Source organism: Rhizobium esperanzae, from assembly GCF_014197615.1.
Lineage (GTDB): Bacteria > Pseudomonadota > Alphaproteobacteria > Rhizobiales > Rhizobiaceae > Rhizobium > Rhizobium esperanzae_A.
The window spans coordinates 212,428-237,277 of record NZ_JACIFY010000010.1 but is presented as its reverse complement, the minus strand read 5'-3'; the positions used below and the strand labels follow the sequence as shown (position 1 = coordinate 237,277).

General features: G+C 61.6%; 26 protein-coding genes and 2 pseudogenes. 11 read left to right on the top strand and 17 right to left on the bottom strand.

All coding sequences use genetic code 11. The features are described from left to right. The 5 genes and pseudogenes from GGD57_RS15745 to GGD57_RS15725 form a co-directional block, all read right to left on the bottom strand. Nucleotides 1-341 (bottom strand): annotated as a pseudogene (locus GGD57_RS15745) (sugar ABC transporter substrate-binding protein); the annotation flags it as partial. A gap of 97 nt (nucleotides 342-438) precedes the next feature. After that, nucleotides 439-1,947 (bottom strand): aldehyde dehydrogenase family protein, encoded by a 1,509-nt coding sequence (locus GGD57_RS15740; protein ID WP_184471166.1) that lies wholly within the window; start codon nucleotides 1,945-1,947, stop codon nucleotides 439-441. After that, on the bottom strand, nucleotides 1,947-2,726 hold the full coding sequence (locus GGD57_RS15735) for an enoyl-CoA hydratase/isomerase family protein (RefSeq protein WP_184471164.1): 780 nt from the start codon (nucleotides 2,724-2,726) through the stop codon (nucleotides 1,947-1,949). The genes GGD57_RS15740 and GGD57_RS15735 overlap by 1 nt, the downstream gene beginning before the upstream one ends. Next, nucleotides 2,719-4,338: an acyl CoA:acetate/3-ketoacid CoA transferase gene (locus GGD57_RS15730; protein WP_184471162.1), complete on the bottom strand. Its 1,620-nt coding sequence runs from the start codon at nucleotides 4,336-4,338 to the stop codon at nucleotides 2,719-2,721. The genes GGD57_RS15735 and GGD57_RS15730 overlap by 8 nt, the downstream gene beginning before the upstream one ends. Then, nucleotides 4,338-5,411 (bottom strand): LacI family DNA-binding transcriptional regulator, encoded by a 1,074-nt coding sequence (locus GGD57_RS15725; RefSeq protein ID WP_184471160.1) that lies wholly within the window; start codon nucleotides 5,409-5,411, stop codon nucleotides 4,338-4,340. The genes GGD57_RS15730 and GGD57_RS15725 overlap by 1 nt, the downstream gene beginning before the upstream one ends. 381 nt (nucleotides 5,412-5,792) lie before the next feature. Between GGD57_RS15725 and GGD57_RS15720 the strand changes: the two genes are divergently transcribed. Together GGD57_RS15720 and GGD57_RS15715 are read left to right on the top strand one after the other, a co-directional pair. Beyond that, nucleotides 5,793-7,328 (top strand): sensor histidine kinase, encoded by a 1,536-nt coding sequence (locus GGD57_RS15720; protein ID WP_184471158.1) that lies wholly within the window; start codon nucleotides 5,793-5,795, stop codon nucleotides 7,326-7,328. Nucleotides 7,329-7,391: 63 nt separating this feature from the next. Further along, nucleotides 7,392-8,015, top strand: coding sequence for a carboxymuconolactone decarboxylase family protein (locus GGD57_RS15715; protein WP_184471156.1), 624 nt, complete (start codon nucleotides 7,392-7,394; stop codon nucleotides 8,013-8,015). A 53-nt stretch (nucleotides 8,016-8,068) separates the two neighbouring features. Here the strand turns inward: GGD57_RS15715 and GGD57_RS15710 are convergent, their stop codons facing one another. Beyond that, nucleotides 8,069-9,040, bottom strand: coding sequence for an alpha/beta hydrolase (locus GGD57_RS15710; RefSeq protein ID WP_184471178.1), 972 nt, complete (start codon nucleotides 9,038-9,040; stop codon nucleotides 8,069-8,071). A 93-nt stretch (nucleotides 9,041-9,133) separates the two neighbouring features. On the opposite strand from GGD57_RS15710, the gene GGD57_RS15705 reads away from it, so the two are divergent. Both GGD57_RS15705 and GGD57_RS15700 read left to right on the top strand, forming a co-directional pair. Continuing rightward, entirely contained in the window at nucleotides 9,134-9,397 is a 264-nt protein-coding gene (locus tag GGD57_RS15705) for a hypothetical protein (RefSeq protein WP_184471154.1), read from the top strand. After that, on the top strand, nucleotides 9,394-9,975 hold the full coding sequence (locus GGD57_RS15700; protein WP_184471152.1) for a nucleoside 2-deoxyribosyltransferase: 582 nt from the start codon (nucleotides 9,394-9,396) through the stop codon (nucleotides 9,973-9,975). Before GGD57_RS15705 ends, GGD57_RS15700 begins: the two co-directional genes overlap by 4 nt. A 121-nt stretch (nucleotides 9,976-10,096) precedes the next feature. Here GGD57_RS15700 and GGD57_RS29530 read toward each other — a convergent pair. After that, a pseudogene (locus tag GGD57_RS29530) lies at nucleotides 10,097-10,201 on the bottom strand (alpha/beta hydrolase); the annotation flags it as partial. Between the two features lie 157 nt (nucleotides 10,202-10,358). On the opposite strand from GGD57_RS29530, the gene GGD57_RS15695 reads away from it, so the two are divergent. The 3 genes from GGD57_RS15695 to GGD57_RS15685 all read left to right on the top strand — a co-directional run bounded on the left by GGD57_RS15695 (nucleotide 10,359) and on the right by GGD57_RS15685 (nucleotide 11,833). Next, a complete protein-coding gene (locus tag GGD57_RS15695) occupies nucleotides 10,359-10,517 on the top strand; it encodes a hypothetical protein (protein WP_184471184.1) in 159 nt (52 codons plus the stop codon). 102 nt (nucleotides 10,518-10,619) lie between these two features. Continuing rightward, entirely contained in the window at nucleotides 10,620-10,931 is a 312-nt protein-coding gene (locus tag GGD57_RS15690) for a DUF1883 domain-containing protein (RefSeq protein WP_184471150.1), read from the top strand. Nucleotides 10,932-11,158: 227 nt separating this feature from the next. After that, complete coding sequence (locus tag GGD57_RS15685; RefSeq protein WP_184471149.1) at nucleotides 11,159-11,833, top strand: VIT1/CCC1 transporter family protein; 675 nt, start codon at nucleotides 11,159-11,161, stop codon at nucleotides 11,831-11,833. Nucleotides 11,834-11,860: 27 nt separating this feature from the next. Here the strand turns inward: GGD57_RS15685 and GGD57_RS15680 are convergent, their stop codons facing one another. Together GGD57_RS15680 and GGD57_RS15675 are read right to left on the bottom strand one after the other, a co-directional pair. Continuing rightward, on the bottom strand, nucleotides 11,861-13,177 hold the full coding sequence (locus GGD57_RS15680) for a replication-associated recombination protein A (RefSeq protein WP_184471147.1): 1,317 nt from the start codon (nucleotides 13,175-13,177) through the stop codon (nucleotides 11,861-11,863). After that, complete coding sequence (locus GGD57_RS15675; RefSeq protein ID WP_184471145.1) at nucleotides 13,174-14,577, bottom strand: DegQ family serine endoprotease; 1,404 nt, start codon at nucleotides 14,575-14,577, stop codon at nucleotides 13,174-13,176. Before GGD57_RS15675 ends, GGD57_RS15680 begins: the two co-directional genes overlap by 4 nt. 133 nt (nucleotides 14,578-14,710) lie before the next feature. Here GGD57_RS15675 and GGD57_RS15670 point away from each other — a divergent pair, with 133 nt between their 5' ends. Both GGD57_RS15670 and GGD57_RS15665 read left to right on the top strand, forming a co-directional pair. Next, nucleotides 14,711-15,091, top strand: coding sequence for a YkvA family protein (locus tag GGD57_RS15670; RefSeq protein ID WP_184471143.1), 381 nt, complete (start codon nucleotides 14,711-14,713; stop codon nucleotides 15,089-15,091). A 21-nt stretch (nucleotides 15,092-15,112) separates the two neighbouring features. Then, nucleotides 15,113-15,463, top strand: coding sequence for a lysozyme inhibitor LprI family protein (locus tag GGD57_RS15665; protein WP_184471142.1), 351 nt, complete (start codon nucleotides 15,113-15,115; stop codon nucleotides 15,461-15,463). Nucleotides 15,464-15,516: 53 nt separating this feature from the next. Here the strand turns inward: GGD57_RS15665 and ilvD are convergent, their stop codons facing one another. Further along, on the bottom strand, nucleotides 15,517-17,355 hold the full coding sequence (gene ilvD / locus GGD57_RS15660) for a dihydroxy-acid dehydratase (RefSeq protein ID WP_184471140.1): 1,839 nt from the start codon (nucleotides 17,353-17,355) through the stop codon (nucleotides 15,517-15,519). Between the two features lie 336 nt (nucleotides 17,356-17,691). On the opposite strand from ilvD, the gene msrP reads away from it, so the two are divergent. After that, complete coding sequence (gene msrP, locus GGD57_RS15655; RefSeq protein ID WP_184471138.1) at nucleotides 17,692-18,639, top strand: protein-methionine-sulfoxide reductase catalytic subunit MsrP; 948 nt, start codon at nucleotides 17,692-17,694, stop codon at nucleotides 18,637-18,639. Further along, entirely contained in the window at nucleotides 18,639-19,295 is a 657-nt protein-coding gene (gene msrQ, locus GGD57_RS15650; RefSeq protein WP_184471136.1) for a protein-methionine-sulfoxide reductase heme-binding subunit MsrQ, read from the top strand. Before msrP ends, msrQ begins: the two co-directional genes overlap by 1 nt. On the opposite strand, the gene GGD57_RS15645 is transcribed toward msrQ, so the two are convergent. From GGD57_RS15645 to secY, 7 genes are all read right to left on the bottom strand, one after another. Beyond that, a complete protein-coding gene (locus tag GGD57_RS15645) occupies nucleotides 19,284-19,703 on the bottom strand; it encodes a DUF2809 domain-containing protein (RefSeq protein WP_184471134.1) in 420 nt (139 codons plus the stop codon). The genes msrQ and GGD57_RS15645 overlap by 12 nt on opposite strands. Before the next feature lie 175 nt (nucleotides 19,704-19,878). Beyond that, on the bottom strand, nucleotides 19,879-20,301 hold the full coding sequence (gene rplQ / locus GGD57_RS15640) for a 50S ribosomal protein L17 (RefSeq protein ID WP_184471132.1): 423 nt from the start codon (nucleotides 20,299-20,301) through the stop codon (nucleotides 19,879-19,881). Between the two features lie 125 nt (nucleotides 20,302-20,426). Next, nucleotides 20,427-21,437, bottom strand: a complete 1,011-nt coding sequence (locus GGD57_RS15635; RefSeq protein WP_003547579.1) for a DNA-directed RNA polymerase subunit alpha — start codon at nucleotides 21,435-21,437, stop codon at nucleotides 20,427-20,429. Between the two features lie 97 nt (nucleotides 21,438-21,534). Then, on the bottom strand, nucleotides 21,535-21,924 hold the full coding sequence (rpsK, locus tag GGD57_RS15630) for a 30S ribosomal protein S11 (protein ID WP_003547577.1): 390 nt from the start codon (nucleotides 21,922-21,924) through the stop codon (nucleotides 21,535-21,537). 133 nt (nucleotides 21,925-22,057) lie between these two features. Continuing rightward, on the bottom strand, nucleotides 22,058-22,426 hold the full coding sequence (gene rpsM, locus GGD57_RS15625) for a 30S ribosomal protein S13 (protein ID WP_003573772.1): 369 nt from the start codon (nucleotides 22,424-22,426) through the stop codon (nucleotides 22,058-22,060). 221 nt (nucleotides 22,427-22,647) lie between these two features. Further along, a complete protein-coding gene (locus GGD57_RS15620) occupies nucleotides 22,648-23,298 on the bottom strand; it encodes an adenylate kinase (RefSeq protein ID WP_184471130.1) in 651 nt (216 codons plus the stop codon). After that, entirely contained in the window at nucleotides 23,295-24,635 is a 1,341-nt protein-coding gene (gene secY, locus GGD57_RS15615; protein ID WP_097615809.1) for a preprotein translocase subunit SecY, read from the bottom strand. The genes GGD57_RS15620 and secY overlap by 4 nt, the downstream gene beginning before the upstream one ends. Between the last annotated feature and the right edge of the window lie 215 nt (nucleotides 24,636-24,850).

The window sequence follows — 24,850 nt, the reverse complement described above, 5'->3', positions numbered from 1 at the left end:
TTCTTCGCCGTCTCCGTCAGATCACCCATGACGCCGGCCTGGGCATAATCGAGCACGGTATAACCCAGCATCTGCGAGGCCGTCGGGTAGGTGCCCGCCGCAACCATCGCCTTCAGCGCCGTCATCGCCGCATCACCGCCGCCGCCGGCAACGGGGACATCCTTCCAGGCAAAACCTTCCTTCGACAGATCCTGCTTCAGAACGTTCAGCGCCGCTGCCTCGCCGCCAGACGTCCACCAGTGAAGCATCTGAACTTCCTTCACGTCGGCAGCGCGAGCGGACACATGCGCGCCGGCCAAAGCCAATGCGATCACGGCAGTCGTGGTCAGAAACCTATTCATCGAAGAACCTCCCAGTTCCGTTTGGAAGATGCGGAACCTATTCCCGCACCGATCACCCGCCCTCCTCAGGCGTAGTTCATTGCCGGCCAAGCCGGCCTTAGGTTCTCGGCATCCACCAATTGGTGCGCTTGCCGATATGCATGTTCAGCGTCTTGGTTTCCGTGTAGTCCTCGACCGCATGGCGACCGAGTTCGCGGCCGAGGCCGCTCTGCTTGTAGCCGCCGAAAGGCAGCTCCGAGGCGCCGTCCATGAAGGTGTTCATCCAGACCGTGCCCGCCCGCACCGACCGGCCGATCGTCAGGCAGGTATCGAAATCGCGGCTCCAGACACCGGCCGAAAGGCCGTAATCGATGGAATTGGCAATCCGGATCGCTTCGGCAGCCGTTTCGAATGTCAGAACCGACAGGACCGGGCCGAAGACTTCCTCGCGCGCCACCGCCATATCGGGTGTCACCGCTTCGAGGATCGTCGGCGACATGAACTGTCCCATGCCGAGGTCGAGCCTCTCGCCGCCATGGGCGATACGGGCGCCGCTGCTTCTCGCGCCGGTGACATAGCCCGAGATCTTCTCCAGATGCTGCGGCGTGATGATCGCGCCGAGCTGCGTCGAAGGATCGAGCGGATCGCCGACCTTGACCGCCTTCGACAATTCGGCGATCCGTTTGACGACATCGGCAGCGATCGATTTGTGGAGGATCAGCCGCGAGCCGGCGTTACAGCACTCGCCGGCATTGAAATAGGCACCGAAGACCGCGGCATCGACGAAGGCGTCGAGATCGGCATCCGGGAAGACGATCTGCGGGTTCTTGCCGCCGAGTTCGAGCGAGACCTTCTTCAGCGTCTGCGCCGCATTCGACATCGTCAGTTTTCCCACACCTGTCGAGCCGGTGAAGGACACCATGTCGACGTCGGGATGGGCCGTCATCATCGCGCCGACCTCAGGTCCCGTACCGGTGACAATGTTGACGACGCCATCCGGAATGCCTGCTTCCTGCAGGATTTCTCCCAGCACCAGCGTCGATCCCGATGTCAGTTCCGAGGGCTTGACGACGGTCGTGCAGCCTGCGGCCAAAGCGAATGGCAACTTCTGGCCGACGATCAGGAACGGAAAATTCCAGGGCGTGATGATCGAGACCACGCCGATCGCTTCGCGCAGGACGACGCCGAGCGTGCCGTCGCCGAGCGTATTGTAGCTTTCACCGTGGAGGTCACGGGCAAGGGCCGCCGCGTAGCGCCAGATGTCGACGGAACCGGCAATTTCGCCCCGCACCTGCGTGATCGGCTTTCCTGCCTCGATCGCGTCGAGAAATGCCAGCTCTTCCGCACGTGCGGCGATCAGATCGGCGGCCTTGAGAAGAATGGCGGACCGTTCGGAGGCGGTCATCCGCGGCCATGGCCCGAGATCGAAGGCCTTGCGTGCGGCGGCGATGGCGCGTTCGGCATCCGTCCTGCTGCCGGTCGGGAAACGGCTGACCACGACGCCATGGCTCGGCGCGATACGCTCGATCGGATCGGAGGCGCCGGCCTCCCATTTGCCGTCGATGAGCATCCTGAAATCGCGTGCTTTGTCATTGCTCAGCGCGGTGGGGTTGACGAGAACCGTCATTACCATTCTCCCTTGAATGTTGCCGGGCGCTTCTCGCTGAACGACGCGACGCCCTCTTTCAGATCGCCGGTCTTGGCGGCGAGGATCGAGCCGAGGGCTTCGACCGCGGTTCCGTTGTCTTCGCCGTTCGCCGATGCGATCATCAACTTGACGATCTCGATGGCCGCCGGCCCCCTGGCGGCGATCCGCTCGGCATAGACCCTGGCGGCGGCCAGCGCGTTTCCGGTTGCAATCACCGCGTCGACAATCCCGAGCAGGCGGGCCTCTTCTGCGGTAAAAATCTCGCCGCCGAGCGCCATGCGCCGGACGGCCTGTGCGCCGAAGCGGCGCACGGGACGCTGGGTCCCCGACCAGCCCGGCACCATTCCAAGGCCGGTCTCCGGCAGGCCAATCTTGATGTGTTCCTCTGCGAGGCGAATGTCGGCAACACCCGCCAGCTCGAGCCCGCCTCCGAGAGCGTGGCCGTTCAAGGCCGCGACCAGCGGCACCCTCAGCGTCGCCAGTCTTTCGAAGATGCGGTGACCGTGACGAACCCAGGCATGACCGAATTCCTGAGGCCGCATTCCGCCCCAGGCCTTGATATCGCCCCCGGCGGAAAAGCCCTTTCCTTCGCCGGTGAGAACGGCAGCGCGTACATTCGGGTTCGCTTCCACAGCGTCGGCGGCATCCGCCAAGGCTTTCAGCATATCGAGATCGAGCGCGTTCAGCTTCTCCGGACGAGAAATCGTCAAGGTCGCAACATGTCCGTCGACGTCTACTTTGACCGTTCCGCTAGCCATGGAAGGTGCCCTCCAGCGTCCGTGCCCTTTTGGCTGGAAGCGACAGGCCGATCGCTGCCTCGCCGAAGAGGGCTGCATCCATGACCTTCAGATCGGGCGCGACGATCAGCGCAAACTCTGACTGATCGAGGATCTGGGACTGGAGATCGACGCCGGGCGCAATCTCGGTGAGGACGATGCCATCAGGCGTCAGCTTCATCACGCACCGCTCGGTGACATAGATGATATCCTGCCCCTGCTCGATCGCCTGCCTGCCGCTGAAGGTGACATGCTCGACCTCGTTGACGAGCTTCTTCAGCTTGCCTTCCCTCTCGATGGCGAGAGCCCCATCGGCGATCGACAGCTTCGCTCCGGCGTTGAACATGCCGGAGAAGACGATCTTCCTTGCCCGCGCTGTGATGTCGACGAAGCCGCCGGCGCCGGCCGTCACATGCGGGCGGAAGGAGAGTTTGGAGACGTTGACCGAACCATCCCTGCCGATCTCGAGGAAGGACAGCAGCGACGCATCGAAGCCGGCACCCTGGAAATAGGTGAACTGATAGGGAGACGGCATGTAGGCGTCGGCATTGGAGGCGCAGCCAAAGGCGAAATCGAGCAGCGGCACGCCGCCAACCGCTCCCTGTTCGATGACCCAGGTGACGGCGCCATGCAGCCCCTCCTCCAGCAGAATGCGCGGGACGTTGGCCGAGATGCCGAAACCGAGATTGACGCAGCTTCCCGCCTGCAGCTCCTGCGCGACGCGGCGCGCGATGACTTTCTGAACATTGAACTCAGGGACATGGAAGCTGTCGAGCGGTCGGAAGATCTCCCCCGAAATCGCCGGATCGTATAGCGTCTGCGTCGTCTGCTTCTGTTCGGGATCGACGACGATATAATCGACCAGCATTCCCGGCACCCGGACGTCATGGGGTTTCAGCGAGCCCTCCTTGGTGATCCGCTTGACCTGGGCGATGACGATGCCGCCGTTGTTGCGGGCGGCGAGCGCCTGGTCGAGGCCGCCGAGATAGGCGCCTTCATGTTCGTAGGTCAGGTTGCCGCGCTCGTCGGCGGTGGTGGCGCGGATAATGGCGACCTGAGGGACGATCGAGGGAAAGAACAGCCAGTCGTCACCCTCGAAGCTGACGCGCTTGACCACGGGATGTTCCGAAGCCCGTTCGTTCATCGCGCAGCCCTGCCGCCGGGGGTCGACGAATGTGTCGACGCCGACCTTGGTCAGCACACCCGGCCGCTTGGCGGCGGCTTCGCGATGGATGTCGAACAGGATGCCGGAAGGAATATTGTAGGCCGGGATCTCGTTGTTGGTGATCATCTGCCAGATCAGCGGCGGCTCGGACGATGACGGCCCCGACGGATAGGAACCGCCGATGATGCACTTGAGCAGACCCTTTCTGGCGATGTAATCGACGCCCTTGATGCCGCTCATATCGCCGGCGGCGATCGGATGAAGGGTGGTGAGATCGCTCGGATGGCCGGTCGCCTCGAAACGCTCGCCAATCGCCTTCAGCATGAGATCCGGGCAACCGAGACCGCTCGAAGACGAGACCGTGACGACAGCGCCATCCGGGATGAGCGCAGCCGCCTCGGCTGGGGTGAGATGCTTCTTCGTCTGCATTACTCAGCGTCCTGTTTCGATTTTACGCTCTTGCCGGTCCTTGCCGGCGCGGCCCTGCCGGCGCCACAGCTCTCGCGAACGACCAGCCGAACGGCTGTCGTCACCGTCTCCGCCTCGGCCTTGCCGGCATTGATCTGCTTGAGCAGCATCTGTGCGCCGCGACGCCCGATCCCCTGCGGATCGACCGAGACCGTCGTCAGCGCCGGGACGGCTGCCTGCGCCTCGATGACGTCGTCGAACCCCACTACGGCGAAGTCGACGCCAGGTTCCAGGCGGCGGGCGCGCAATCCGTCGCAGACACCGAAAGCGACGGCATCGTTGAAGCAGACGGCGGCGGTCGGCCGACGGGCAAGAGCAATCGCCTTTCCGATCGCTTCCACCCCGCCGGCCCGCGACGGCGCCGACGAGATGACGAGTTCTTCGTGATAGTCGAGCCCGGCTGCCTCCACGCCGCTCCGGTAGCCGGCAAGCCTGTCGTCGAAGACGGCGGTGTCGGGAAAGCCGCCGAGGAAAGCGATGCGTTTGTGGCCGAGCCCGGCCAGATGCCTGACCGCCGACATCATGCCGGCCCGGTTGTCGGAGACGATCGACGAGACCTTGGCGCCGGGCAGGTTTCGCACGACGACCACGACTGGAATGCCGGCGGCGACGAGCGGCTTGAAGTCGGCGGCATCGGTGGCACGGGCCGGCGAGACGATAAGGCCGGAAATGCCGTGCTCCCGCATCGATGCGACAACCTCCCGCTGCCGGTCGATACTCTCGCCGGTGTTCGACAGGAACTGCACGAAGCCGGCCGACTGGACGACCATATCGACACCGACCGCCAGCTCGGCAAAAAAGCTGTTCGTCAGGTCGTTGACGACGACCCCGACGATCCGCGACTTGGCGCCGGCCTGCCGAAGATTGGCGGCGCCGCGATTGTAGACGTAGCCGAGTTCGCGCATCACCGCATTGACCTTGGAGCGCGTCCCCTCATTGACCAGGGAGGAGCCCTGAAGCACCAGCGACACCGTCGACTTGGAGACGCCGGCGGCTTTCGCGATATCAATGACGGTGACCCGCGCCTTTGTCATTTTTCCTCCCGACCTCAACGTCGACTTAGGGATAAGTATTTGGAACGTTCCAATTCTGTCAAGCGGAATCTAAATGAGATATTATCAAACTCCATTTTCATTGATTTATTTCTTTTCTTCGCCGCAGTATCTTTCGCTCAAAAATTGGAACGTTCTAAAAACCGATCTCAATCAAGCGGCACCGTTCAATATTTTGACCGGCATGAAGTGAGCCGGACGACGCATGTTCCTGCCATCAGCGGTCGCCTCGAGCGATGTGGCCGATGACCCTCTCCCCAAGTTTCCGTCGAGGATCTCCCGCCGACAGGCATTAGCGAAACTTTATCGTTTCTGACGAATGCTACGCATACGTGCAAAGCACCAGATCTGAAGCAGGGCCGGTTGATGCCACATTCGTTTGAATCCATTCTGGAGAACCTGCCGCAGGGCATCGTTCTTCTCGATCCTGCCAGCACGGTGACGGCATTCAATGCCCGCACGCTCGATATTCTCGGTCTTGCGGAAGGCGCGATCCGCAAGGGAATGACGATCGAGGAATTGCCGGGCACCACGGACTGCCGTGCCGAGGCATCCAGGCGGTCCGCGACCGGGAAACCATACATATCCCAGTTTGCGCTTTCCGACGGACGGATGGTCTCGTTGACATCGGCCCCCTCGAAGGATGGAGGCTGGATCCTGAGCTATGAAGACATCTCTACCCTCATCCGCGTCGAAGACAGCCTGACCGAACAACATCACAGGTTCGACGCGGCCCTTAGCAACATGCCGCATGGGCTGTGCATGTTCGATTCGAAAAAGAACCTGATCCTATGCAACCCATCCTATGCTCGGATGTACAATCTGCCGAATCTGCTGAGGCAACCAGGGACGCCGCTTGTCGATATCCTGGCCTATCGCAGCCGCGAGGGAAATGGACCGGCCGACACCGCGACCTATTTCGATGTGGTATTCGAAGCCACCGCGCGCGGTGCGGTGGCCAGCCAGAATATCGTGCTCACCGATGGCCGCGTCATCAAAATCACCCACAATCCGATGCAAAACGGTGGTTACGTGGCCACCCACGAAGACGTCACCACGACGGTGCGGCTTGCGGAAGAACTGCGCTGGCATCACGATCAGCTCGAAACGACGGTGCAGAGCCGCACGGCCGAGGTTGAGCGCCAGGCGCGGGAACTCGAGCGAATGCTTGCGCAGGAGCGAAACATCAACGAATTGCAGCGGCAGTTCGTGGCAATGGCATCCCACGAGTTCCGAACCCCGCTCGCCATCATCGACGCCGCCGCCCAGCGGCTGCTGCGTAAGAGAGGAGCAGTCGAGCCGGAATTTCTCGGCGACAAGGTCGACCAGATCCGCGCATCGGTGAACCGGATCGTCGATCTCATGGAGAGCATCCTGTCGGCCGGGCGCCTCGACACCGGCAAGATCGATATCAGCTACGACGCCTGCGCATTGAGATCGCTGATCAGAAGCTGCTGCGAGCGGCAGTCGACGATCGCCAAGACACACGCCTTTGTGCTTGATATCGATGGACTGCCGGAGTTCATCGACGCCGATCCCCGGACTTTGGCGCAGGTCTTTACCAACCTGCTGTCCAATGCGGTCAAATACGCGCCCGGAACCTCGGAAATTCGCGTCACGGCATGGGAGGAAACGGGAAACGTCAAAGTCTCGATCAGCGATGACGGCGTGGGGATCGATCCCGAAGACCTGCCCCGGCTGTTCCAGCGCTATTTTCGTGCCGGCACGTCGACCGGGATTGCCGGAACGGGCATCGGTCTCAATCTGGTGAAGCAGATCGTCGAACTGCACCACGGCTCGATAGAAGTTCGAAGCGCAAGAGGATGCGGATCGACGTTCACCGTCACCCTTCCGATCAAGCGAACCGATAACGCTTCCGACAACAGTGACGCTGCCTGATATTTCAGGATTGCTGTCCTCATTATCTACCCTATCCTTCTCGCTATAGAGGAGGACCATGCCATGGCTTTCATTCACACCCCCAATGCATCCGCCAGCGAAAAGACGACGTCGATGTATGCGTCGGCGGAGGCGAATTATGGTTATCTGCCGAATATGTACCGGGCCTTCGGACACCGGCCGGAGGTGATGGAGAACTGGGCAGCGCTGCTTTCCAGCATTCGCGGCCATATGAGCCTCAGGCGCTATGAGCTGGTGACGCTGGCGGCCGCCAAAGAGCTGAAATCCTCCTATTGCATGCTGGCGCATGGCTCGGTGCTGCTGCGCGAGGGTTTTACCAGCGACGGGCTGACGGCTGTCGTCAACGAGACGGAGAAGGCGCCGATCGATGCCGGCGAACGCGCCATCATGGCCTTTGCCGCCAAGGTGGCGCGCGATGCGACGTCGGTCACTCAGCAGGACATAGATGGGCTGAAGAAACACGGGCTGAGCGATGCAGAGGTCTTCGACGTCACGGCTGCGGCCGCCGCCCGCTGCTTCTTCTCAAAAATGCTGGATGCGCTGGGGGCCGCACCCGACCACGCCTATATCGAGCGACTGGAGCCGAGCGTGCGCAAAACGCTCAGCGTCGGCCGGGAAGTCGAACGGCCTCTGGCGCCGTCACCGTCACGCGGCACATCGCAATGATCGGGTAAGAGGAGGATGTTCGGGCGGCTTTTGTGACCCTGCTCCTCCCGCCCCTATTCCGGTTTGTCGGCAAAATGCCGGATCGCAAATTCGGCGATATTCTGGCTCGAGCGATCGGCATCGTCGAGCAGCGATGGAAACAGCTGCCACTGATGCGGCATGCCCGGCCAGACCTCGGTGGTGACATCCACACCCGCCTGGCGCGCCTTGTCGGCGAGCCGCAGCGTATCGTCGAGCAGGGCTTCACCGGAGCCGACCTGCAGCAGCAGCGGCGGAAAACCCGCCATATCGGCATAAAGCGGCGATGCCTGAGGATCGGTCGGAGACCGGCTGCCAAGATAGGCCTTGCGCAAGGTCTCGATCGATGCCCTGCCGACCATCGGATCGCTATCGGCATTCGCTGTCATCGATCCGCCGGTCGCAGCAAGATCGGTAATGGGGCTGAGCGCCACCACGGCCGCCGGCAACGGCTTTGCCGCCTGCCTCTGCCGCAGCACCGTCTCGATGGCGATATTGCCGCCGGCGCCGTCTCCGGCAACGACGACGTTCTCGCTGCGATAGCCATTGTCGAGAAGCCAGCGATAGGCCGTCAGCGCGTCGTTGATCTGCGCGGGATAGGTATATTCAGGCGTCAGCCGATACTCGATCAGAAGAACGTCGCAGGATGCGGCCTTGGCGAGCGAGCCGGCAAGCAGGCTGTGCGTGCGGATGGAACCGCCGGAAAAGCCGCCGCCATGGATATAGAGAATCACCCTTTCGCCGATCGGGTGATGCAGACGGGCGGGCCACATCAGCTCGGCATCGACGCCGTCGGCATCGACGTGCCGAACCTGGACGCGTGTCGGCCCCGGCATCGTCTCCATCAGCGTCCGAAAGGCCGTCCGCTGCTGCTGCAGGCTGTCGGCGCCGGCAAAATGATCCTTCCAGAGGCCGACGAGTTTTTCGACCTGCTCGCGCGAGACCTGGCTTTGCGGTCCGATGTCGTTTCCGACCGCTGCCGATGCCGCGAGCATCGACGCAGCCAGGGCGGCAAACAGACAAGCAAGCCGCTTTGGGGTTCTTCGAATACCGGCTGGCAAAATCCCACCACTCATCAACTTCTCCCGACGATGCTGGCCATGCGGCATCTTTGGCCGGTTCGACCGGCGGAGTCAAAAGGGACAGGCGGATCCTCTAGCTTTTTCATTCTCTCTGCCGTGGTGGGCATCCAGGTCGGCTGCTGCCCGTCCACCATGGGCTTCATCAGCCTGCTCCTCAAAAAAATCGACAATGCCCGCCGGGCACGGCTTGCCATTTGCGGCACATCCATCGGAAATGGGTTCCGCGCCTGCCTGCCCCAACCCCGGCGCTTCGTCTCGCGCGTGAGTGAAGAATGTCGATGACCACCATTTACCTTGCCGGCCCGGAAGTCTTTCTTCCGGATGCCATGCCCATCATGGCCGAAAAACGTCGATTGGCCCGCCAGTTCGGCTTCGAGCCCACCGGTCCCGGCAGCGACGAAAACCAGACGCCGGTAAAGCGGACGGCCGCCGAGATCTACGCCCGCAATGACGACGCCATGCGTCGAGCCGAGATCTGCCTTGCCAATGTCACTCCCTTTCGCGGCGTCAGTGCCGATCCGGGCACCGTCTACGAGATCGGCTTCATGATTGCGCTCGGAAAAGCGGTCTTTGCCTATACCAACCACCCCGACGACTATGGGCTGCGCGTTCGCTCGATCTGGTATGCGGGACTTGATATCGACGAGACGAGCGGGCGCCCTCGCGGACCGGATGGCATCGCGATCGAAAATCACGGCATGGCCGACAACCTGATGATCGACGGTGGGATCGAGGCGACAGGAGGCAGGATGTTTCGTGCAGCCGCGCTCCCGGCAGATCCTGCCCGCGACCTGACGGTTTATTTTGCGGCGCTTCAGGCGATCGCCGGCATGCGGGCCGATGGCGGCCAATACCGATAGGGCAAAATCGGCACTCGTCTTGGGCCGAACCCCGGTATCGGAAACGATCCTGGCGCTGGTCGCGCAGCTCGATCGGGAAAGCCGGCGCGGCAGTTGATGAGATGGAAACGCGGCCAGGGAAACCCCGGCCGCCCTCGCTTACTTTCCGAATATTCGCCACCAGCGGCGAAGCGAAGGTCTCGTAATGGGTGAGATCGGGCAGGATCGCCAGCCGGTTCTTCGACATGCACAAGGATGGCGGCGGTCACGGCTTCCCGACGGTGCGTTTCGAGATTTTTCCCATCGGCCTTTATACCATTCCTATATTTTCGCCCCCTCACCCGAATGGATTTCCTATCGCGGTCGGCAGTAGACTCTTGCCGTCATTGCAAAGGTCAAACACCATGCGAAATGTCATGTCCTCCGGCTTCCAGCCCCGTCGCCCCCATAAGATCACACGCAACAGCCAGCAGGTGCGCGAGAAGCGTACGGCTTGGGCGCTGATCGTCTTCGGCGTGGTGCTCGCCTGCGTCGAAGTCTACATCGTCTACGCCGCGCTCTAAGGCGCGCGCGTGAAGCGGCGAGCCGAAAACCGGGTTCCAACTTTTCCTTAACCCGCATGCTGGTAAAATCTGGTAGCAGAGACTTCAGACGCCACGAGACCGATGCCGAAACCGAACTTCCGCTTCACCCATTACGATCTCAAGGAACAGCGCGCCGGAACGATCGTCGAGGTGTCGTTGAATGCGGTGAACAATGTTCGCCTGATGACGGCGCCGAATTTCCAGCGCTTCACCGAGGTTCTCGATTTCAAATATATCGGCGGCGTGGCGCGTAAATCACCGGTCAAGATCGCCGTCCCCGAAAGCGGCCACTGGCATGTCGTCGTCGATATGGAAGGCCATCACGGATTGGCGGAATCCGCCGTCAAGGTTATCGCCGCGCCTGTCAATCAGAAGACGCCGCGCCCTTCCTGAGCTTTGCAGCACTTTTCCGACGCGTAATGGCGGGGAAAAACCGTGATCGCGTGACGCCCGATCGTGTTGATCTTGATCACGATCAATGAAACAGGCCGCGACGTCGGTCAGAATTCTCCGGTGGTGAGGCTTATCCCGCGCCGCCAGCTGCAGGTCGGCTTCCCATCCATGCTCTGATGGCGCAGCGAGGAGCAGCAGACAATGATCTTCATCACCTGGGGCAGTCCATGACTTCGAACCCGATCGATCATATCACCGATATCATCGATCCAGGCGATGCGCTCGGCGAAGTTCTTTTCGGATTGATCATGGCGCTGACATTCACGGTCGGGGCGAGGCTTGTTGTTAACGAAGAGGGCTTGGATACCCAGGAATTGATCGCCGCAACAATCGGATGCAACCTCGCCTGGGGGATCATCGACGCCGTCTTGTTCGTTCTGGGAACAACGTTTTACAAGAGCAGGCGGCTGCGCCTTTTTCGGCAAATCAAAGCCGCGGGAAGCGAGACTGCGGCCCTTGAGATGCTCGCGAAAGAATTTCCAATCGAAGAAGCACCGTTTTCTGCAAAGGCTGGTGATGCGGACGCGCTCTATCGATCACTGCTGACGCTCGCGTGCAGGGCAGATCCTGTGAAGGCGTCCCTCTCGAAGGGTGATCTGTTGGCCGCAATCGCGGTCTTCGCTCTGGTCTCGGCCACATCAATTCCGGCCGTTATCCCATTCTTTTTCATCGACAACGCGCACCTTGCGCTGAGAACCAGCAACCTGTTTCTCATCATGCTGCTATTTGTGACGGGTTATGCGTGGGCGAAACTTTCGGGAGGCAGGCCTTTTTATGCCGGGATGACGATGACGGGTCTCGGATTGGTTCTGGTCTCAATCGCGATCGCGCTTGGCGGCTGAGCCCCATTCACCAGCCGAACAGGCGCGTCAGCGCGGATTGCGGTCTTTGCGCAGTTTGTCCCACCATTCCAACCGTTTGCGGATATCGCGCTCGAAGCCGCGCTCCGGCGGATCGTAGAAGGTCTGGCGGCCCATCTTCTCCGGGAAATAATCCTGGCCGGAAAAGGCGTCCGGTTCATCGTGGTCGTAGCGATAACCGTCGCCATAGCCCTCGCCCTTCATCAGCTTGGTCGGCGCGTTAAGGATATGCTTCGGCGGCAGCAGCGAACCGTTCTGCTTGGCGGCCTGGGTGGCTGCCTTGAAGGCGGTGTAGATGGCATTGGATTTCGGCGCGGTGGCGAGATAGACGCAGGCCTGAGCAAGCGCCAGTTCGCCTTCCGGCGAGCCGAGATACTCGTAGGCATCCTTGGCGGCATTGCAGATCACCAGCGCCTGCGGATCGGCAAGGCCGATATCTTCCACCGCCATGCGCACCAGCCGCCGGCCGAGATAGAGCGGGTCCTCGCCGGCATCGAACATGCGGGCGAGATAATAGAGCGCCGCATCCGGATCCGAACCACGCACGGATTTATGCAGCGCCGAGATCAGATTGTAATGGCCGTCCTGCGCCTTGTCGTAGACGGGGGCGCGGCGCTGGACGATGCGCGTCAGGCCCTCGGTATTGAAGCTCTCGCCCTCGCGCGCGGCGCGCCAGACCTCCTCGGCCAGAGTCAGCACCGCGCGGCCGTCGCCATCGGCCATGCGGATCAGGCTGATACGCGCCTCTTCGGTCAGCGGCAGCGGCTTCTGCTCGATCGCCTCGGCCCGCTTCAGCAACTCCTCCAGGCTCTCTTCGTCATGCGACTTGAAGGTCAGCACGCGGGCGCGCGATAGCAAGGCGGCGTTGAGCTCGAAGGATGGATTTTCCGTCGTGGCGCCGACGAGAATGACGGTGCCGTCCTCCATAACAGGCAGGAAACTATCCTGCTGGGCGCGGTTGAAACGGTGGATCTCGTCGACGAAGAGCAGCGTCTGGCGGCCATCCATGCGGCGCAGGCGGGCCGTCTCGAACACCTTCTTCAGATCGGCGACGCCGGAAAAGATCGCCGATATCTGCTCGAAGGCCAGCCCCGCCTCGCCCGACAGCAGCCGGGCCACCGTCGTCTTGCCGGTGCCGGGCGGGCCCCAGAAGATCATCGAGCCGAGCGACCCGCTCTCGATCATTCTTTTCAAGACGCCGTCTTCACCGGTCAGATGCTCCTGACCGGTGACATCGGCAAGCGTCTTCGGCCGCAGCCGGTCGGCAAGCGGCCGCCTGGCGGCCACCTCTTCCGGAACACGCGGTGCGAAGAGATCGTTGCTCATCGGAAGAACTGCCGGATGCGCTGACCGTCGCGCTCGATCTCGACCCGCCAGAGGCCGGGGTCGCTATCGGCGATTTCGGAGAGTTCGCTGGTCGACTTCACATCGGTGCCGTTGATCGAGACGATGATATCCTTCGGCTCGAAACCGAGACGGGCGGCAGGCGAATCCTCCTTCACCTCGGATACCACGACGCCTGCCGATTCCGGCGGCATGCGCAGCTCGTCGGCGACCCGCGGCGACAGGTTCTCGACGACCGCACCGCTGAAGGGGGTGCGCCCGCCGATCGTGCGCTGGTCGCGCGGCGAGGTTTCCGGGGCGCGATCGAGCGTCAGCGGCAGTTGCTGCTCGCGGCCGTTCTCGACGACGGTGAGTTTGACCGATTTGCCGAGACCAGCCGTCGTCAGGCGGTAGAGCAGCGCATCCGGATGTTCGACGGATATGCCGTCGACGGCAGTGACGATTTCGCCGGCCTTCAATCCGGCCTTGGCCGCCGGTCCGCCTTCCGAAACTTTGACGACCAGCGCGCCGCGCGCCTTGTTGAGCCCAAGCGCTTCGGCGACTTCCGAGGTCACCGCATCGAAGCTCGCGCCGACATAGGGCCGTTCGAAGGTTTTGACCCCGGCATCGGCCGAGGCAAGGAAGACCTTGACCAGATTGGCGGGAATGGCAAAGCCGATACCGTTCGAGCCGCCGCCGCGCGAGAAGATCGCCGTGTTGATGCCGATCAGTTCACCCTTCATGTTCATCAGCGCGCCGCCGGAATTGCCGGGATTGATCGAGGCATCGGTCTGGATGAAGAAGCCGAACTCGTTCCTGACCACCTGGTTGCGGGCAAGAGCAGAGACGATGCCGCTCGTCACCGTCTGGCCGACGCCGAAGGGGTTGCCGATCGCCAGCACCAGATCGCCGACCTCGACGGCATCGGAATTGCCGATCGGCAGTGTCGGGAAGCTCTCCTTGGTCTCGATCTTCAGCACGGCGAGATCGACGCGGTCGTCGCGCAGCACCACCTTGCAGGGGAATTCGCGGCCGTCCGGCAACGCCACCTTGATGTCGTCGGCGCCTTCGACGACGTGATTGTTGGTGACGACAGTGCCGTTCGCCTCGACGATGACACCCGAGCCCAGCGAGGACTGCTTCTCCGAACGGTTCGGCATCTGCTGGCCGAAAAACTGCTCGAAGAAGGGGTCGCCGGCGAAGGGCGACTGGCGCTGGACGATCTTCTCCGCATAGACATTGACGACGGCGCCGGATGTCTGCTTGACGAGCGGCGCGAAGGAGAGCTGCATCTGCATCTGGCTCTCAGGCACGGTCTTGGCCGTCTGGGCGTAAGCAGCCGCCGGCAGTAGGAGCGTCAGAGCAAGTAGCGAGACGGAGGCGCGTTTGAACAGGCCTTGCATGGGTATCCCTTTTTGAATCCTCTTGAGCACGTTGTAGCGCCCGACGCTAGAAAGGAAAGAGGGCGGAAGCATGGAAGAATAAGGCAAGGGAACGTCTTGAACTCATCATGAATTCGATTCAGGGAAACCAGCCATGCAGCTGATATCAAAAGCTAAAACCTGGGCAAGGTCACTGAAGCGTGACATCGTTGCGCTGTGGCTTGCAGCCCGAGACCGCCGCGTGCCCTGGTATGCGAAAGCGGTGGCCGGCGCCGTTGCGGCCTATGCGTTGTCGCCCGTCGATCTCATCCCCGATTTCGTTCCCGTGCTCGGCTATCTCGACGATCTGCTGATCGTGCCGCTCGGCATCCTGCTGGCGACGCGGCTTGTGCCGGCTGAGGTGATGAGCGAGCTTCGTGCCGAGGCGGCAAGACGCATCGAACGCCCTTCCGGCAGGGCCGGACTGATTTTCATCCTTGCCGTCTGGCTCGCCTGCATCATCTTCCTGGCTCTGGCGCTACGAAAGCTGGTTTGACCGGCGGCAAAAGGGAAGAAGATGATGACACGGCGAATGTCGGCCGCTCTCGGTTTGGCGGTGCTGATTTCCACATCCGGTCCGGCATGGTCTGCAAGCTTCGACTGCGATGGGCAGGAATTGAAGCCGGACGAAAAGACGATCTGCGACAAGCGCACGCTCAACGATGCCGATGTGAAGATGGCGACCACCTTCGAGCTGCTCTCCGGCCTGCTGGCCATGGGTTCGCGCGGCACGCTGCAGGACGAACAGACAGTCTGGCTGAAGAAGCGGCAGGCGTGCGGAGCAGATGCCGCCTGCCTGCAAGGCGCCTATGACGAGCGGCTGAAGCAACTCGGCGAGACCTACAAAAACATCAACCGGCCGCTTTGAAAGCGACCGGTTGGCAAAACAGCTGACTTTTAATCAGTCGGTTTTCGGGCAAATCAGCGAGCGTTCAGATCGCGCACGGCGCCGCGATCGGCACTCGTGGCGAAGGCGGCATAGGCCTTCAGCGCCGTGGTAACGTTGCGCTTGCGCACTTCCGTCGGCTGCCAGCCCTTGGCGTCCTGATCGGCGCGGCGGGCGGCAAGCTCGGCCTCGTCGACGCGCAGGCTGATCGTGCGGTTCGGGATGTCGATGTCGATCATGTCGCCTTCGCGCACCAGGCCGATCGTGCCGCCATTTGCCGCTTCCGGCGAGGCGTGGCCGATCGACAGGCCGGAGGTGCCGCCGGAGAAGCGGCCATCGGTGATCAGCGCACAGGCTTTACCCAGGCCCTTCGACTTCAGATAGCTTGTGGGATAGAGCATTTCCTGCATGCCGGGGCCGCCCTTCGGGCCTTCGTAGCGGATGACGACGACGTCGCCAGCCTTGACCTCGTTGGCCAGGATCGCCTTGACGGAGGCATCCTGGCTTTCGAAGACGCGTGCCGGGCCGGAGAATTTCAGGATCGATTCATCGACACCGGCCGTCTTGACGATGCAGCCGTCGACCGCGAGGTTACCCTTGAGCACGGCAAGGCCGCCGTCCTTGGAGAAAGGATGTTCGACCGAACGGATGACGCCGTTCTGGCGGTCGGTGTCGAGTTCGTCCCAGCGCGCTTCCTGGCTGAAGGCGACCTGGGTCGGGATGCCGCCGGGAGCAGCACGATAAAATTTGCGGACAGTGTCGCTGTTGGTGCGGGTAATATCCCAGCGCTCGATCGCGTCGCCCAGCGTCTCGGCATGCACGGTCGGGCAATCGCGGTTCAAGAGACCGCCCTTATCGAGTTCGCCGAGGATCGACATGATGCCGCCGGCGCGATGCACGTCTTCCATATGAACATCGCTCTTGGCGGGTGCGACCTTCGACAGGCACGGCACGCGGCGCGACAGCGCGTCGATATCGGCCATGGTGAAATCGATCTCGCCCTCATGGGCAGCAGCCAGAATGTGCAGGACGGTATTGGTGGAACCGCCCATGGCGATGTCGAGCGCCATGGCATTCTCGAAGGCCTGCTTGGAGGCGATGGTGCGCGGCAGCGCCTTGACGTCGTCCTGCTCGTAATAACGGCGGGCGAGATCGACGATCAGGTGGCCGGCCTCGACGAAAAGGCGCTTGCGGTCGGCGTGGGTGGCAAGCGTCGAGCCGTTGCCGGGCAGCGACAGGCCGAGCGCTTCGGTCAGGCAGTTCATGGAGTTCGCGGTGAACATGCCGGAGCACGAACCGCAGGTCGGACAGGCCGAGCGTTCGATGGTCTGGACGTCCTCGTCGCTGATCTTGTCATCGGCAGCGGCGACCATCGCATCGACGAGGTCGAGCGCATGCGTCTTGCCGTGCAGCACGACCTTGCCCGCTTCCATCGGGCCGCCCGAGACGAAGACCGTCGGAATATTGAGGCGCAGCGACGCCATCAGCATGCCGGGGGTGATCTTGTCGCAGTTGGAGATGCAGACCATGGCATCGGCGCAATGGGCATTGACCATGTATTCGACGCTGTCGGCGATAAGCTCGCGCGAGGGCAGCGAATAGAGCATGCCGTCATGGCCCATGGCGATGCCGTCGTCGACGGCGATGGTGTTGAATTCCTTGGCGACGCCGCCGGCCGCCTCGATTTCGCGGGCGACGAGCTGACCGAGATCCTTCAAGTGGACGTGGCCGGGCACGAATTGGGTGAAGGAATTCACCACAGCGATGATCGGCTTGCCGAAATCCGAATCCTTCATGCCCGTGGCGCGCCAAAGGCCGCGCGCGCCTGCCATGTTGCGGCCGTGGGTCGTGGTTCTGGAACGGTAAGCTGGCATCGGTGTCTTCCTCGACGTGTCGGAAATGATCAAGCGAAGCGGAACGGCAATGGAGCCTGCCGGCCGGGCAAACGCTGGCTTTTGGAATTGTCCTAATCCAATCGATAGGGGCTGTCACTACCGGCAAGGTCAAATCCGGTACGCTGCCGGAAACGCCCCTTCAGGACAATTGATGATATACGGTTCGGCGCGCGTTTTCGTTACAGCCTATTCCATCACAACCGAACACAAAAAATTGGCTTCCCGTCTGCAATATTCAAGGCTTAGACACTGGTCCGTACATGCGGGCGGTGCGTTTAAGAACTATAGTGAGAAATCCGCCCAGGAGGTTTCGCCATGCCAAGCTATCGCCCACCGAAGATCGCGTCATCTGAGATCACACCACGTCAGATCTATATGCGCCGCCGGGAATTCCTCGGCGCGGCAGCACTTGGCGCCATGGGGCTCTACAGCGCCGGCAAGGCGAGTGCCGCCGCCCTTTCCGCCGTCGAGAGCAAGTACAAGGTCGACGAGAAGCCGACGCCGATCAAGGACGTCACGACCTACAACAACTTTTACGAATTCGGCCTCGACAAGGGCGATCCTGCGGCCAATTCCGGCGATTTCAAGCCGCTGCCCTGGACGATCAAGGTCGACGGCATGGTCAACAAGCCAGGCACGTTCGACCTCGAGGCGCTGATCAAGGAGTTCCCGGTCGAGGAGCGCACCTACCGGATGCGCTGCGTCGAGGCCTGGTCGATGGTCATTCCCTGGGACGGCTTTCCGCTGGCATCGCTGCTCGACAAGGTGGAGCCGCTCGGCAGCGCCAAATATGTCGCCTTCGAAACCGTGGTGCGGCCGGAGGAGATGCCGGGGCAGAAGGGCTTCTTCCAGTCGCTCGACTGGCCCTATGTCGAGGGGCTGCGGCTGGATGAGGCCCGCCATCCGCTGACGCTGCTTGCCGTCGGGCTCTATGGCGAAACGCTGCCGAACCAGAACGGCGCGCCGATCCGCCTTGTCGTACCGTGGAAATACGGCTTCAAGGGCATCAAGTCGATCGTCAGGATCACCCTTACCGACCAGCAGCCGAAGAACACCTGGCAGGTGACCAATTCGCAGGAATACGGCTTCTACGCCAACGTCAATCCGGCCGTCGACCATCCGCGCTGGAGCCAGGCGAGCGAACGGCGCATCGGCGAAAGCGGTTTCTTCGGCGCAAGCCGCCACCCCACCCTGCCCTTCAACGGCTATGCGGATGAGGTGGCGAGCCTCTATGCCGGCATGGATCTGAAGGCGAATTTCTGATGGCGCAACTGTCGCTCGCCATCCCCAAGCGTTGGCAGCCCGCCACCGTCTGGCTGCTTTATGGCGTCGGGCTCGTGCCGGCGGCCTGGACATTCTATCTCGGGGCGACCGATCAGCTCGGCGCCGATCCGGTCAAGACCTTCGAACTCTTCCTCGGCATCTGGACGATCCGTTTCCTCATCGCAACCCTTGCCGTCTCCCCTGCCCGCGAGCTTTTCGGCTGGAACTATCTGCGTTATCGCCGCGCTCTCGGGCTACTGACTTTCTACTACGCGCTGATGCATTTCACCGTCTACATGGTCCTCGATCAGGCGATGGATATAAATGCCGTGATCAACGACGTGCTGAAGCGGCCCTTCATCATGTTCGGCATGGCGGGACTTGCGATGCTCGCGCCACTGGCTGCGACATCCAACAATTTCTCGATCCGCCGCCTCGGCAAGAACTGGATCTGGCTGCACCGTCTCGTCTATATCATCGCCGCCTGCGGGGCGCTGCACTTCGCGCTCTCGACCAAGATCCTCGATCTCGAGCAATATATCTATGTCGGGCTGATCATCGCGCTCATCCTCTACCGCTCCTGGCGACCGATTGGCCGCAGCCGGAAGAAGAGCCAGGGGCGGACGCGCGATCGCGCGGTGGCGTCAGCTTCGTGAGACGGCCGCCCGACGGGCAGGATCGACCGCCCAGGCTGCGGCGATGCCGATTGCATAAGCCAGCATATTCCACAGCGAGAATATCCGGCCAAGCAGCAGCGCGCCTGCCGTCGTCAGCCGAAACGCGTCGAGCCAGGGCGTGTGATAGAGCCGGAACAATTCCACTGAGATCGCGACAAACAGGGCGATGATGGCAATGCCGGCCGGTCGGAACCGTGCAGCGATGAGCGCCACGAGCAGATAGACCATCGTCCCCCAGAGCGCCGAGCCGCCATATTTGACGACGACAAAGGGCAGATCGACCGCATAGCCGAACCGTCTGAGCGCCAGCCCGAGCACGATTACCACAAGCAGGGCTGCGAGGCGAAGGAGCTGCGCGTGAGAGCGGGTTTGCATGATTTCGCGCAATGGGACCTGTCCTCTATCAATCAGCCCGTTGAACGGTGGAGATATCGAATTGCCGGCGGGGCGCCGTCTGTCGCCGGAAAACCGGCGCTGCCACGTTCTTCCGCGGCCGATGCACAAACAAAAACAGCCGGGCTTTGTGAGCCCGGCTGTTTTTTCTATCCGCCAGAGCGGAAGATTAAGCGGCGACGGCCTGCTCTTCGGCAGCGACGCGGGCCTTGTCGGCTGCGCCCTTGGCGAAGGTGTCGCGATCGACGAATTCGACAACGGCCATAGCGGCATTGTCGCCCTGGCGGAAGCCGGCCTTCATGATGCGCAGATAGCCGCCGTTGCGGGTGGCGTAGCGCGTTGCGATCGCGTCGAACAGCTTCGAAACGACAGCGGCGTCGCGGATCTGCGAGATCGCCTGACGGCGAGCATGCAGGTCGCCGCGCTTGCCGAGCGTGACAAGCTTCTCGACGATCGGACGGATTTCCTTGGCCTTCGGCAGGGTCGTGACGATCTGCTCGTGGGTGATGAGCGAAGCCGCCATGTTGGCGAACATCGCCTTGCGGTGGCTTGCAGTTCTATTCAGCTTGCGGCCGGCCTTTGCGTGGCGCATTGCTATTCTCCTTTAGTGCAGTGCCCTAGCTTCGTTACCGGGCCTGCCGTTTCCTGGCACATGCAGGCGATCGGCCTGCTGTTTGACGGGGAAAGGCAGTCGTAAAGAGCCTGCCTTTTTGGTTTTTAATACTGGTCTTCGTAACGCTTGGCGAGATCTTCGATGTTCTCGGGCGGCCATGCCGGCACTTCCATGCCGAGGTGCAGGCCCATGGAAGCGAGAACTTCCTTGATTTCGTTCAGCGACTTGCGACCAAAATTCGGCGTGCGGAGCATTTCTGCTTCGGTCTTCTGAATGAGGTCGCCGATGTAGACGATGTTGTCGTTCTTCAGGCAGTTTGCCGAACGGACCGACAGTTCGAGTTCGTCCACCTTCTTGAGGAGAGCCGGGTTGAAAGCGAGTTCGGTGACTGCTTCCTCTTCGGTTTCCTTCTGCGGCTCGTCGAAGTTGACGAAGACGCCAAGCTGATCCTGGAGGATGCGCGCCGCAAAAGCGACGGCGTCTTCGCCGGTGATCGAGCCATCGGTTTCGATGGTCATGTTCAGCTTGTCGTAATCGAGAACCTGTCCTTCGCGGGTATTTTCAACCTTGTAGGACACCTTCTTGACCGGCGAGTAGAGGCTGTCGACCGGGATGAGACCGATCGGAGCATCTTCCGCACGATTGCGTTCGGCCGGAACGTAGCCCTTGCCGTTGTTGACGGTGAACTCCATGCGGATTTCGGCGCCCTCGTCGAGCGTGCAGATGACATGCTCGGGGTTGAGGATTTCGATATCGCCGACCGTCTGGATGTCGCCAGCCGTGACAACGCCCGGGCCCTGCTTGCGCACGACCATGCGTTTTGCGTCGTCGCCATCCATCTTGATGGCGATTTCCTTGATGTTGAGCACGATGTCCGTCACGTCTTCACGGACGCCCGGAATCGAGGAGAATTCATGCAGCACGCCATCGATCTGCACCGCCGTGACGGCAGCGCCGCGCAGCGAGGAGAGCAGAACGCGGCGAAGCGCATTGCCGAGGGTCAGGCCGAAGCCGCGCTCCAGCGGTTCAGCAACAAGCGTCGCCCTAGTGCGCGAGCTCGAAGAGAACTCGACCTTGTTCGGCTTGATCAGTTCCTGCCAGTTCTTCTGAATCATGAGTTTGCCTTCCGTTCGTTGCCACCATCCAATCGTGGCAACCGAGCTTGAAAACCACCGGGAGCGCGAGCGCGCTCACCAGTGACGAGAGCGATGATCAGACGCGGCGCTTCTTGCGCGGACGGCAGCCATTGTGCGGGATCGGGGTCACGTCGCGGATGGACGTGATCATGAAACCTGCAGCCTGGAGCGCGCGCAGAGCCGATTCACGACCCGAACCCGGACCGCAGACTTCGACTTCCAGCGACTTCATGCCGTGCTCCTGGGCCTTCTTGGCGCAGTCTTCGGCAGCGATCTGGGCGGCGAACGGGGTCGACTTGCGCGAGCCCTTGAAGCCCTTGGCGCCAGCCGACGACCATGCAATCGCATTGCCCTGCGCGTCGGTGATGGTGATCATCGTGTTGTTGAAGGTCGAGTTGACGTGAGCGACACCCGACGAGATATTCTTGCGCTCACGACGGCGAACGCGGACGGCTTCCTTAGCCATGGTATTCCTTTCGTTGATCTCTTCACCGCCGTAATGCCAGCGGCTACACCGGAACGGCGCCTACATGGTCCCGCTCCAAACTCAAAAGAGGCCGGCGCAGACCGCCAGCCTCCCCACCCCGGTTTCCCGGAAATTACTTCTTCTTACCAGCGATTGCCTTTGCCGGGCCCTTGCGGGTGCGGGCATTGGTGTGCGTACGCTGACCGCGGACCGGAAGGCCGCGGCGATGACGCAGGCCGCGGTAGCAGCCGAGGTCCATCAGGCGCTTGATGTTCATCGCGGTATCGCGACGAAGATCACCCTCGACCTGATAGTCGCGGTCGATGGCTTCGCGGATCTGAAGGACTTCGGCGTCCGTCAGCTGATGCACACGACGTTCAGCCGGGATACCGACCTTCTCGACGATTTCCTGTGCGAATTTCGGACCGATCCCGTGAATGTAGGTCAGCGCGATAACAACGCGCTTTGCAGTCGGGATGTTGACGCCAGCGATACGTGCCACGCCTGTTCTCCTTGCATTCCAGTTGCCATCCGGCAAGTGGGCTTCGTTATGCGGTCTTTGGAACCGCTCGTTCAGATTTACGTCCGCAACATGTCAAAACGACCGCACCCGGACTTCCCTGGGAAATCCGCGCCGATCGCATGGAATGTCGCGAGTTGGCGCGGTGTTTAGCGGAATCACTGCTGAAAAGCAACCGTTCCGCCAAGTTTATTTTCAAAGCCTTAAAGCTTGGAAAGAATGCTTTCGACCTCGGCCGTCACCCGATCGATCTCCGCCATGCCGTCCACGGACCTGAGTTTGCCCTTGGCATGGTAATAGCCGATCAGCGGCGAGGTTTCCTTGTAGTAGACCTGCAGCCGAGCCGTCATGGTCTCCGGGTTGTCATCCGGGCGGCGCTTGAAGTGCGTGGAACCGCACTTGTCGCACACGCCTTCGGCAGCCGGAACCTTATCGGTATCGTGATAGACGCTGCCGCACTGTGCGCAGGAATAGCGACCGGCAACACGACGGACCAGTTCCTCATCGTCGACACGGAATTCGATGACGACGGACAGGCCGAGACCCTTTGCCTTCAGCATCGCTTCGGTGGCGTCCGCCTGGACGAGCGTCCGGGGGAAGCCGTCGAGAATGAAGCCGTTGGCGCAATCGGGCTGATCGATTCGCTCCGAGACGATGGCGATAACGATCTCATCCGAGACGAGTTTGCCGGCGTCCATGACCGCCTTGGCACGCTTGCCGACATCGGTGCCGGCGTTAACCGCCGCACGCAGCATGTCCCCGGTGGAAAGCTGCGGAATGCCGTGCTTTTCCACGATCCGCTGGGCCTGGGTTCCCTTACCCGCGCCCGGCGGCCCCAAAAGGATAAGTCTCATCTCCCCCTCTTTCCTCCACGCAACTTCGATTTCTTGATCAGGCCTTCGTATTGCTGCGCGATCAGGTGACCCTGGATCTGTGCAACCGTATCAAGAGTTACGCTAACCACGATCAAAAGCGAAGTCCCACCAAGGGATAATGGGATGCCGGTTTGCGACACCAAGATCTCCGGAAGGATGCAGACGAAGACGAGATAGATCGCGCCGATCACGGTGATTCGGGTCAGCACGTAGTCGATATATTCGGCGGTGCGTTCGCCCGGGCGGATGCCGGGAATGAAGCCGCCATGCTTCTTCAGATTGTCGGCCGTGTCCTTCGGATTGAAGACGATGGCCGTGTAGAAGAAGGCGAAGAAGGCGATCAGCGCCGCATAGAGCACCATATAGAGCGGCTGGCCATGGCCCAGCGCCGCGACGATCGAGGTTGCCCAGGCAGGCATCGCGGTGCTGCTGGCAAAGCCTGCAAGCGTTGCCGGCAGCAGCAGCAGCGACGAGGCGAAGATCGCCGGGATGACGCCCGAGGTGTTGAGCTTCAGCGGCAGGTGCGAGGTATCGCCCTGGAACATGCGGTTGCCGACCTGGCGCTTCGGATATTGAATCAGCAGCCGGCGCTGCGCCCGCTCGACGAAGACGATGACGCCGATGACGCCGATCGCGACGACGATGACAAGCAGGATGAGGAAGGTCGACAGCGCACCGGTACGGCCCAGTTCCAGCGTGCCGGCAAGAGCTGTCGGAAGACCGGCGGCAATGCCGGCGAAGATGATCAGCGAGATGCCGTTGCCGATGCCGCGCGAGGTGATCTGCTCACCGAGCCACATCAGGAACATGGTGCCGCCGAGCAGCGTCAGAACGGTGGAAACACGGAAGAACCAGCCCGGCTCGACGACGAGGCCCTGGCCGCTCTCGAGGCCGGCGGCAATGCCGTAGGCCTGCAGCGCGCCGAGGATGACAGTGCCGTAGCGGGTATACTGGTTGATGATCTTGCGGCCCTGCTCACCCTCTTTCTTGAGGTTTTCGAGCGCCGGCACGACCGAGGTCATAAGCTGCACGATGATCGAAGCAGAGATGTAGGGCATGATGCCGAGCGCGAAGATCGCCATGCGCTGGACAGCGCCGCCCGAAAACATGTTGAAGAGGCCGAGAATGCCGCCTGCCTGGCCGCGGAAAGCCTGGGCATAGGCTTCGGGATTGAGGCCCGGAAGCGGAATATGGGTACCGAGCCTGTAGACGAGGAGAGCTGCCAGTGTGAACCACAGGCGCTTCTTCAAATCCTCGGCTTTGGCAAAGGTCGAAAAATTGAGGTTGGATGCCAATTGTTCCGCTGCAGAAGCCATGCGATTCTCCGCGCTACCAATTCCGGCGTCTCAGGGGATAGGCCGGCCCCGGAATCAGTATGAAATTATTCAAAACCGGGTTCAGAACGGATTGCAATGCAACCCCATGCCTCACCCTCGTTTTAGTCTTACCGGCATGACGCGGGCGCGCCAGCCAAGTTTTTGTGAGGCCCACATATGGGAGCAAAATCGCCCGGTGTGAAGCACCCCGGGCG

What these genes read in the sequence shown, in the direction of transcription:
- GGD57_RS15740 (WP_184471166.1), bottom strand. Translation starts at nt 1,947, where the DNA reads ATGACGGTTCTCGTCAACCCCACCGCGCTGAGCAATGACAAAGCACGC.
- GGD57_RS15735 (WP_184471164.1), bottom strand. Translation starts at nt 2,726, where the DNA reads ATGGCTAGCGGAACGGTCAAAGTAGACGTCGACGGACATGTTGCGACC.
- GGD57_RS15730 (WP_184471162.1), bottom strand. Translation starts at nt 4,338, where the DNA reads ATGCAGACGAAGAAGCATCTCACCCCAGCCGAGGCGGCTGCGCTCATC.
- GGD57_RS15725 (WP_184471160.1), bottom strand. Translation starts at nt 5,411, where the DNA reads ATGACAAAGGCGCGGGTCACCGTCATTGATATCGCGAAAGCCGCCGGC.
- GGD57_RS15715 (WP_184471156.1), top strand. Translation starts at nt 7,392, where the DNA reads ATGGCTTTCATTCACACCCCCAATGCATCCGCCAGCGAAAAGACGACG.
- GGD57_RS15705 (WP_184471154.1), top strand. Translation starts at nt 9,134, where the DNA reads ATGCGGCATCTTTGGCCGGTTCGACCGGCGGAGTCAAAAGGGACAGGC.
- GGD57_RS15700 (WP_184471152.1), top strand. Translation starts at nt 9,394, where the DNA reads ATGACCACCATTTACCTTGCCGGCCCGGAAGTCTTTCTTCCGGATGCC.
- GGD57_RS15695 (WP_184471184.1), top strand. Translation starts at nt 10,359, where the DNA reads ATGCGAAATGTCATGTCCTCCGGCTTCCAGCCCCGTCGCCCCCATAAG.
- GGD57_RS15690 (WP_184471150.1), top strand. Translation starts at nt 10,620, where the DNA reads ATGCCGAAACCGAACTTCCGCTTCACCCATTACGATCTCAAGGAACAG.
- GGD57_RS15685 (WP_184471149.1), top strand. Translation starts at nt 11,159, where the DNA reads ATGACTTCGAACCCGATCGATCATATCACCGATATCATCGATCCAGGC.
- GGD57_RS15680 (WP_184471147.1), bottom strand. Translation starts at nt 13,177, where the DNA reads ATGAGCAACGATCTCTTCGCACCGCGTGTTCCGGAAGAGGTGGCCGCC.
- GGD57_RS15675 (WP_184471145.1), bottom strand. Translation starts at nt 14,577, where the DNA reads ATGCAAGGCCTGTTCAAACGCGCCTCCGTCTCGCTACTTGCTCTGACG.
- GGD57_RS15670 (WP_184471143.1), top strand. Translation starts at nt 14,711, where the DNA reads ATGCAGCTGATATCAAAAGCTAAAACCTGGGCAAGGTCACTGAAGCGT.
- GGD57_RS15665 (WP_184471142.1), top strand. Translation starts at nt 15,113, where the DNA reads ATGATGACACGGCGAATGTCGGCCGCTCTCGGTTTGGCGGTGCTGATT.
- ilvD (WP_184471140.1), bottom strand. Translation starts at nt 17,355, where the DNA reads ATGCCAGCTTACCGTTCCAGAACCACGACCCACGGCCGCAACATGGCA.
- msrP (WP_184471138.1), top strand. Translation starts at nt 17,692, where the DNA reads ATGCCAAGCTATCGCCCACCGAAGATCGCGTCATCTGAGATCACACCA.
- msrQ (WP_184471136.1), top strand. Translation starts at nt 18,639, where the DNA reads ATGGCGCAACTGTCGCTCGCCATCCCCAAGCGTTGGCAGCCCGCCACC.
- rplQ (WP_184471132.1), bottom strand. Translation starts at nt 20,301, where the DNA reads ATGCGCCACGCAAAGGCCGGCCGCAAGCTGAATAGAACTGCAAGCCAC.
- GGD57_RS15635 (WP_003547579.1), bottom strand. Translation starts at nt 21,437, where the DNA reads ATGATTCAGAAGAACTGGCAGGAACTGATCAAGCCGAACAAGGTCGAG.
- rpsK (WP_003547577.1), bottom strand. Translation starts at nt 21,924, where the DNA reads ATGGCTAAGGAAGCCGTCCGCGTTCGCCGTCGTGAGCGCAAGAATATC.
- GGD57_RS15620 (WP_184471130.1), bottom strand. Translation starts at nt 23,298, where the DNA reads ATGAGACTTATCCTTTTGGGGCCGCCGGGCGCGGGTAAGGGAACCCAG.
- secY (WP_097615809.1), bottom strand. Translation starts at nt 24,635, where the DNA reads ATGGCTTCTGCAGCGGAACAATTGGCATCCAACCTCAATTTTTCGACC.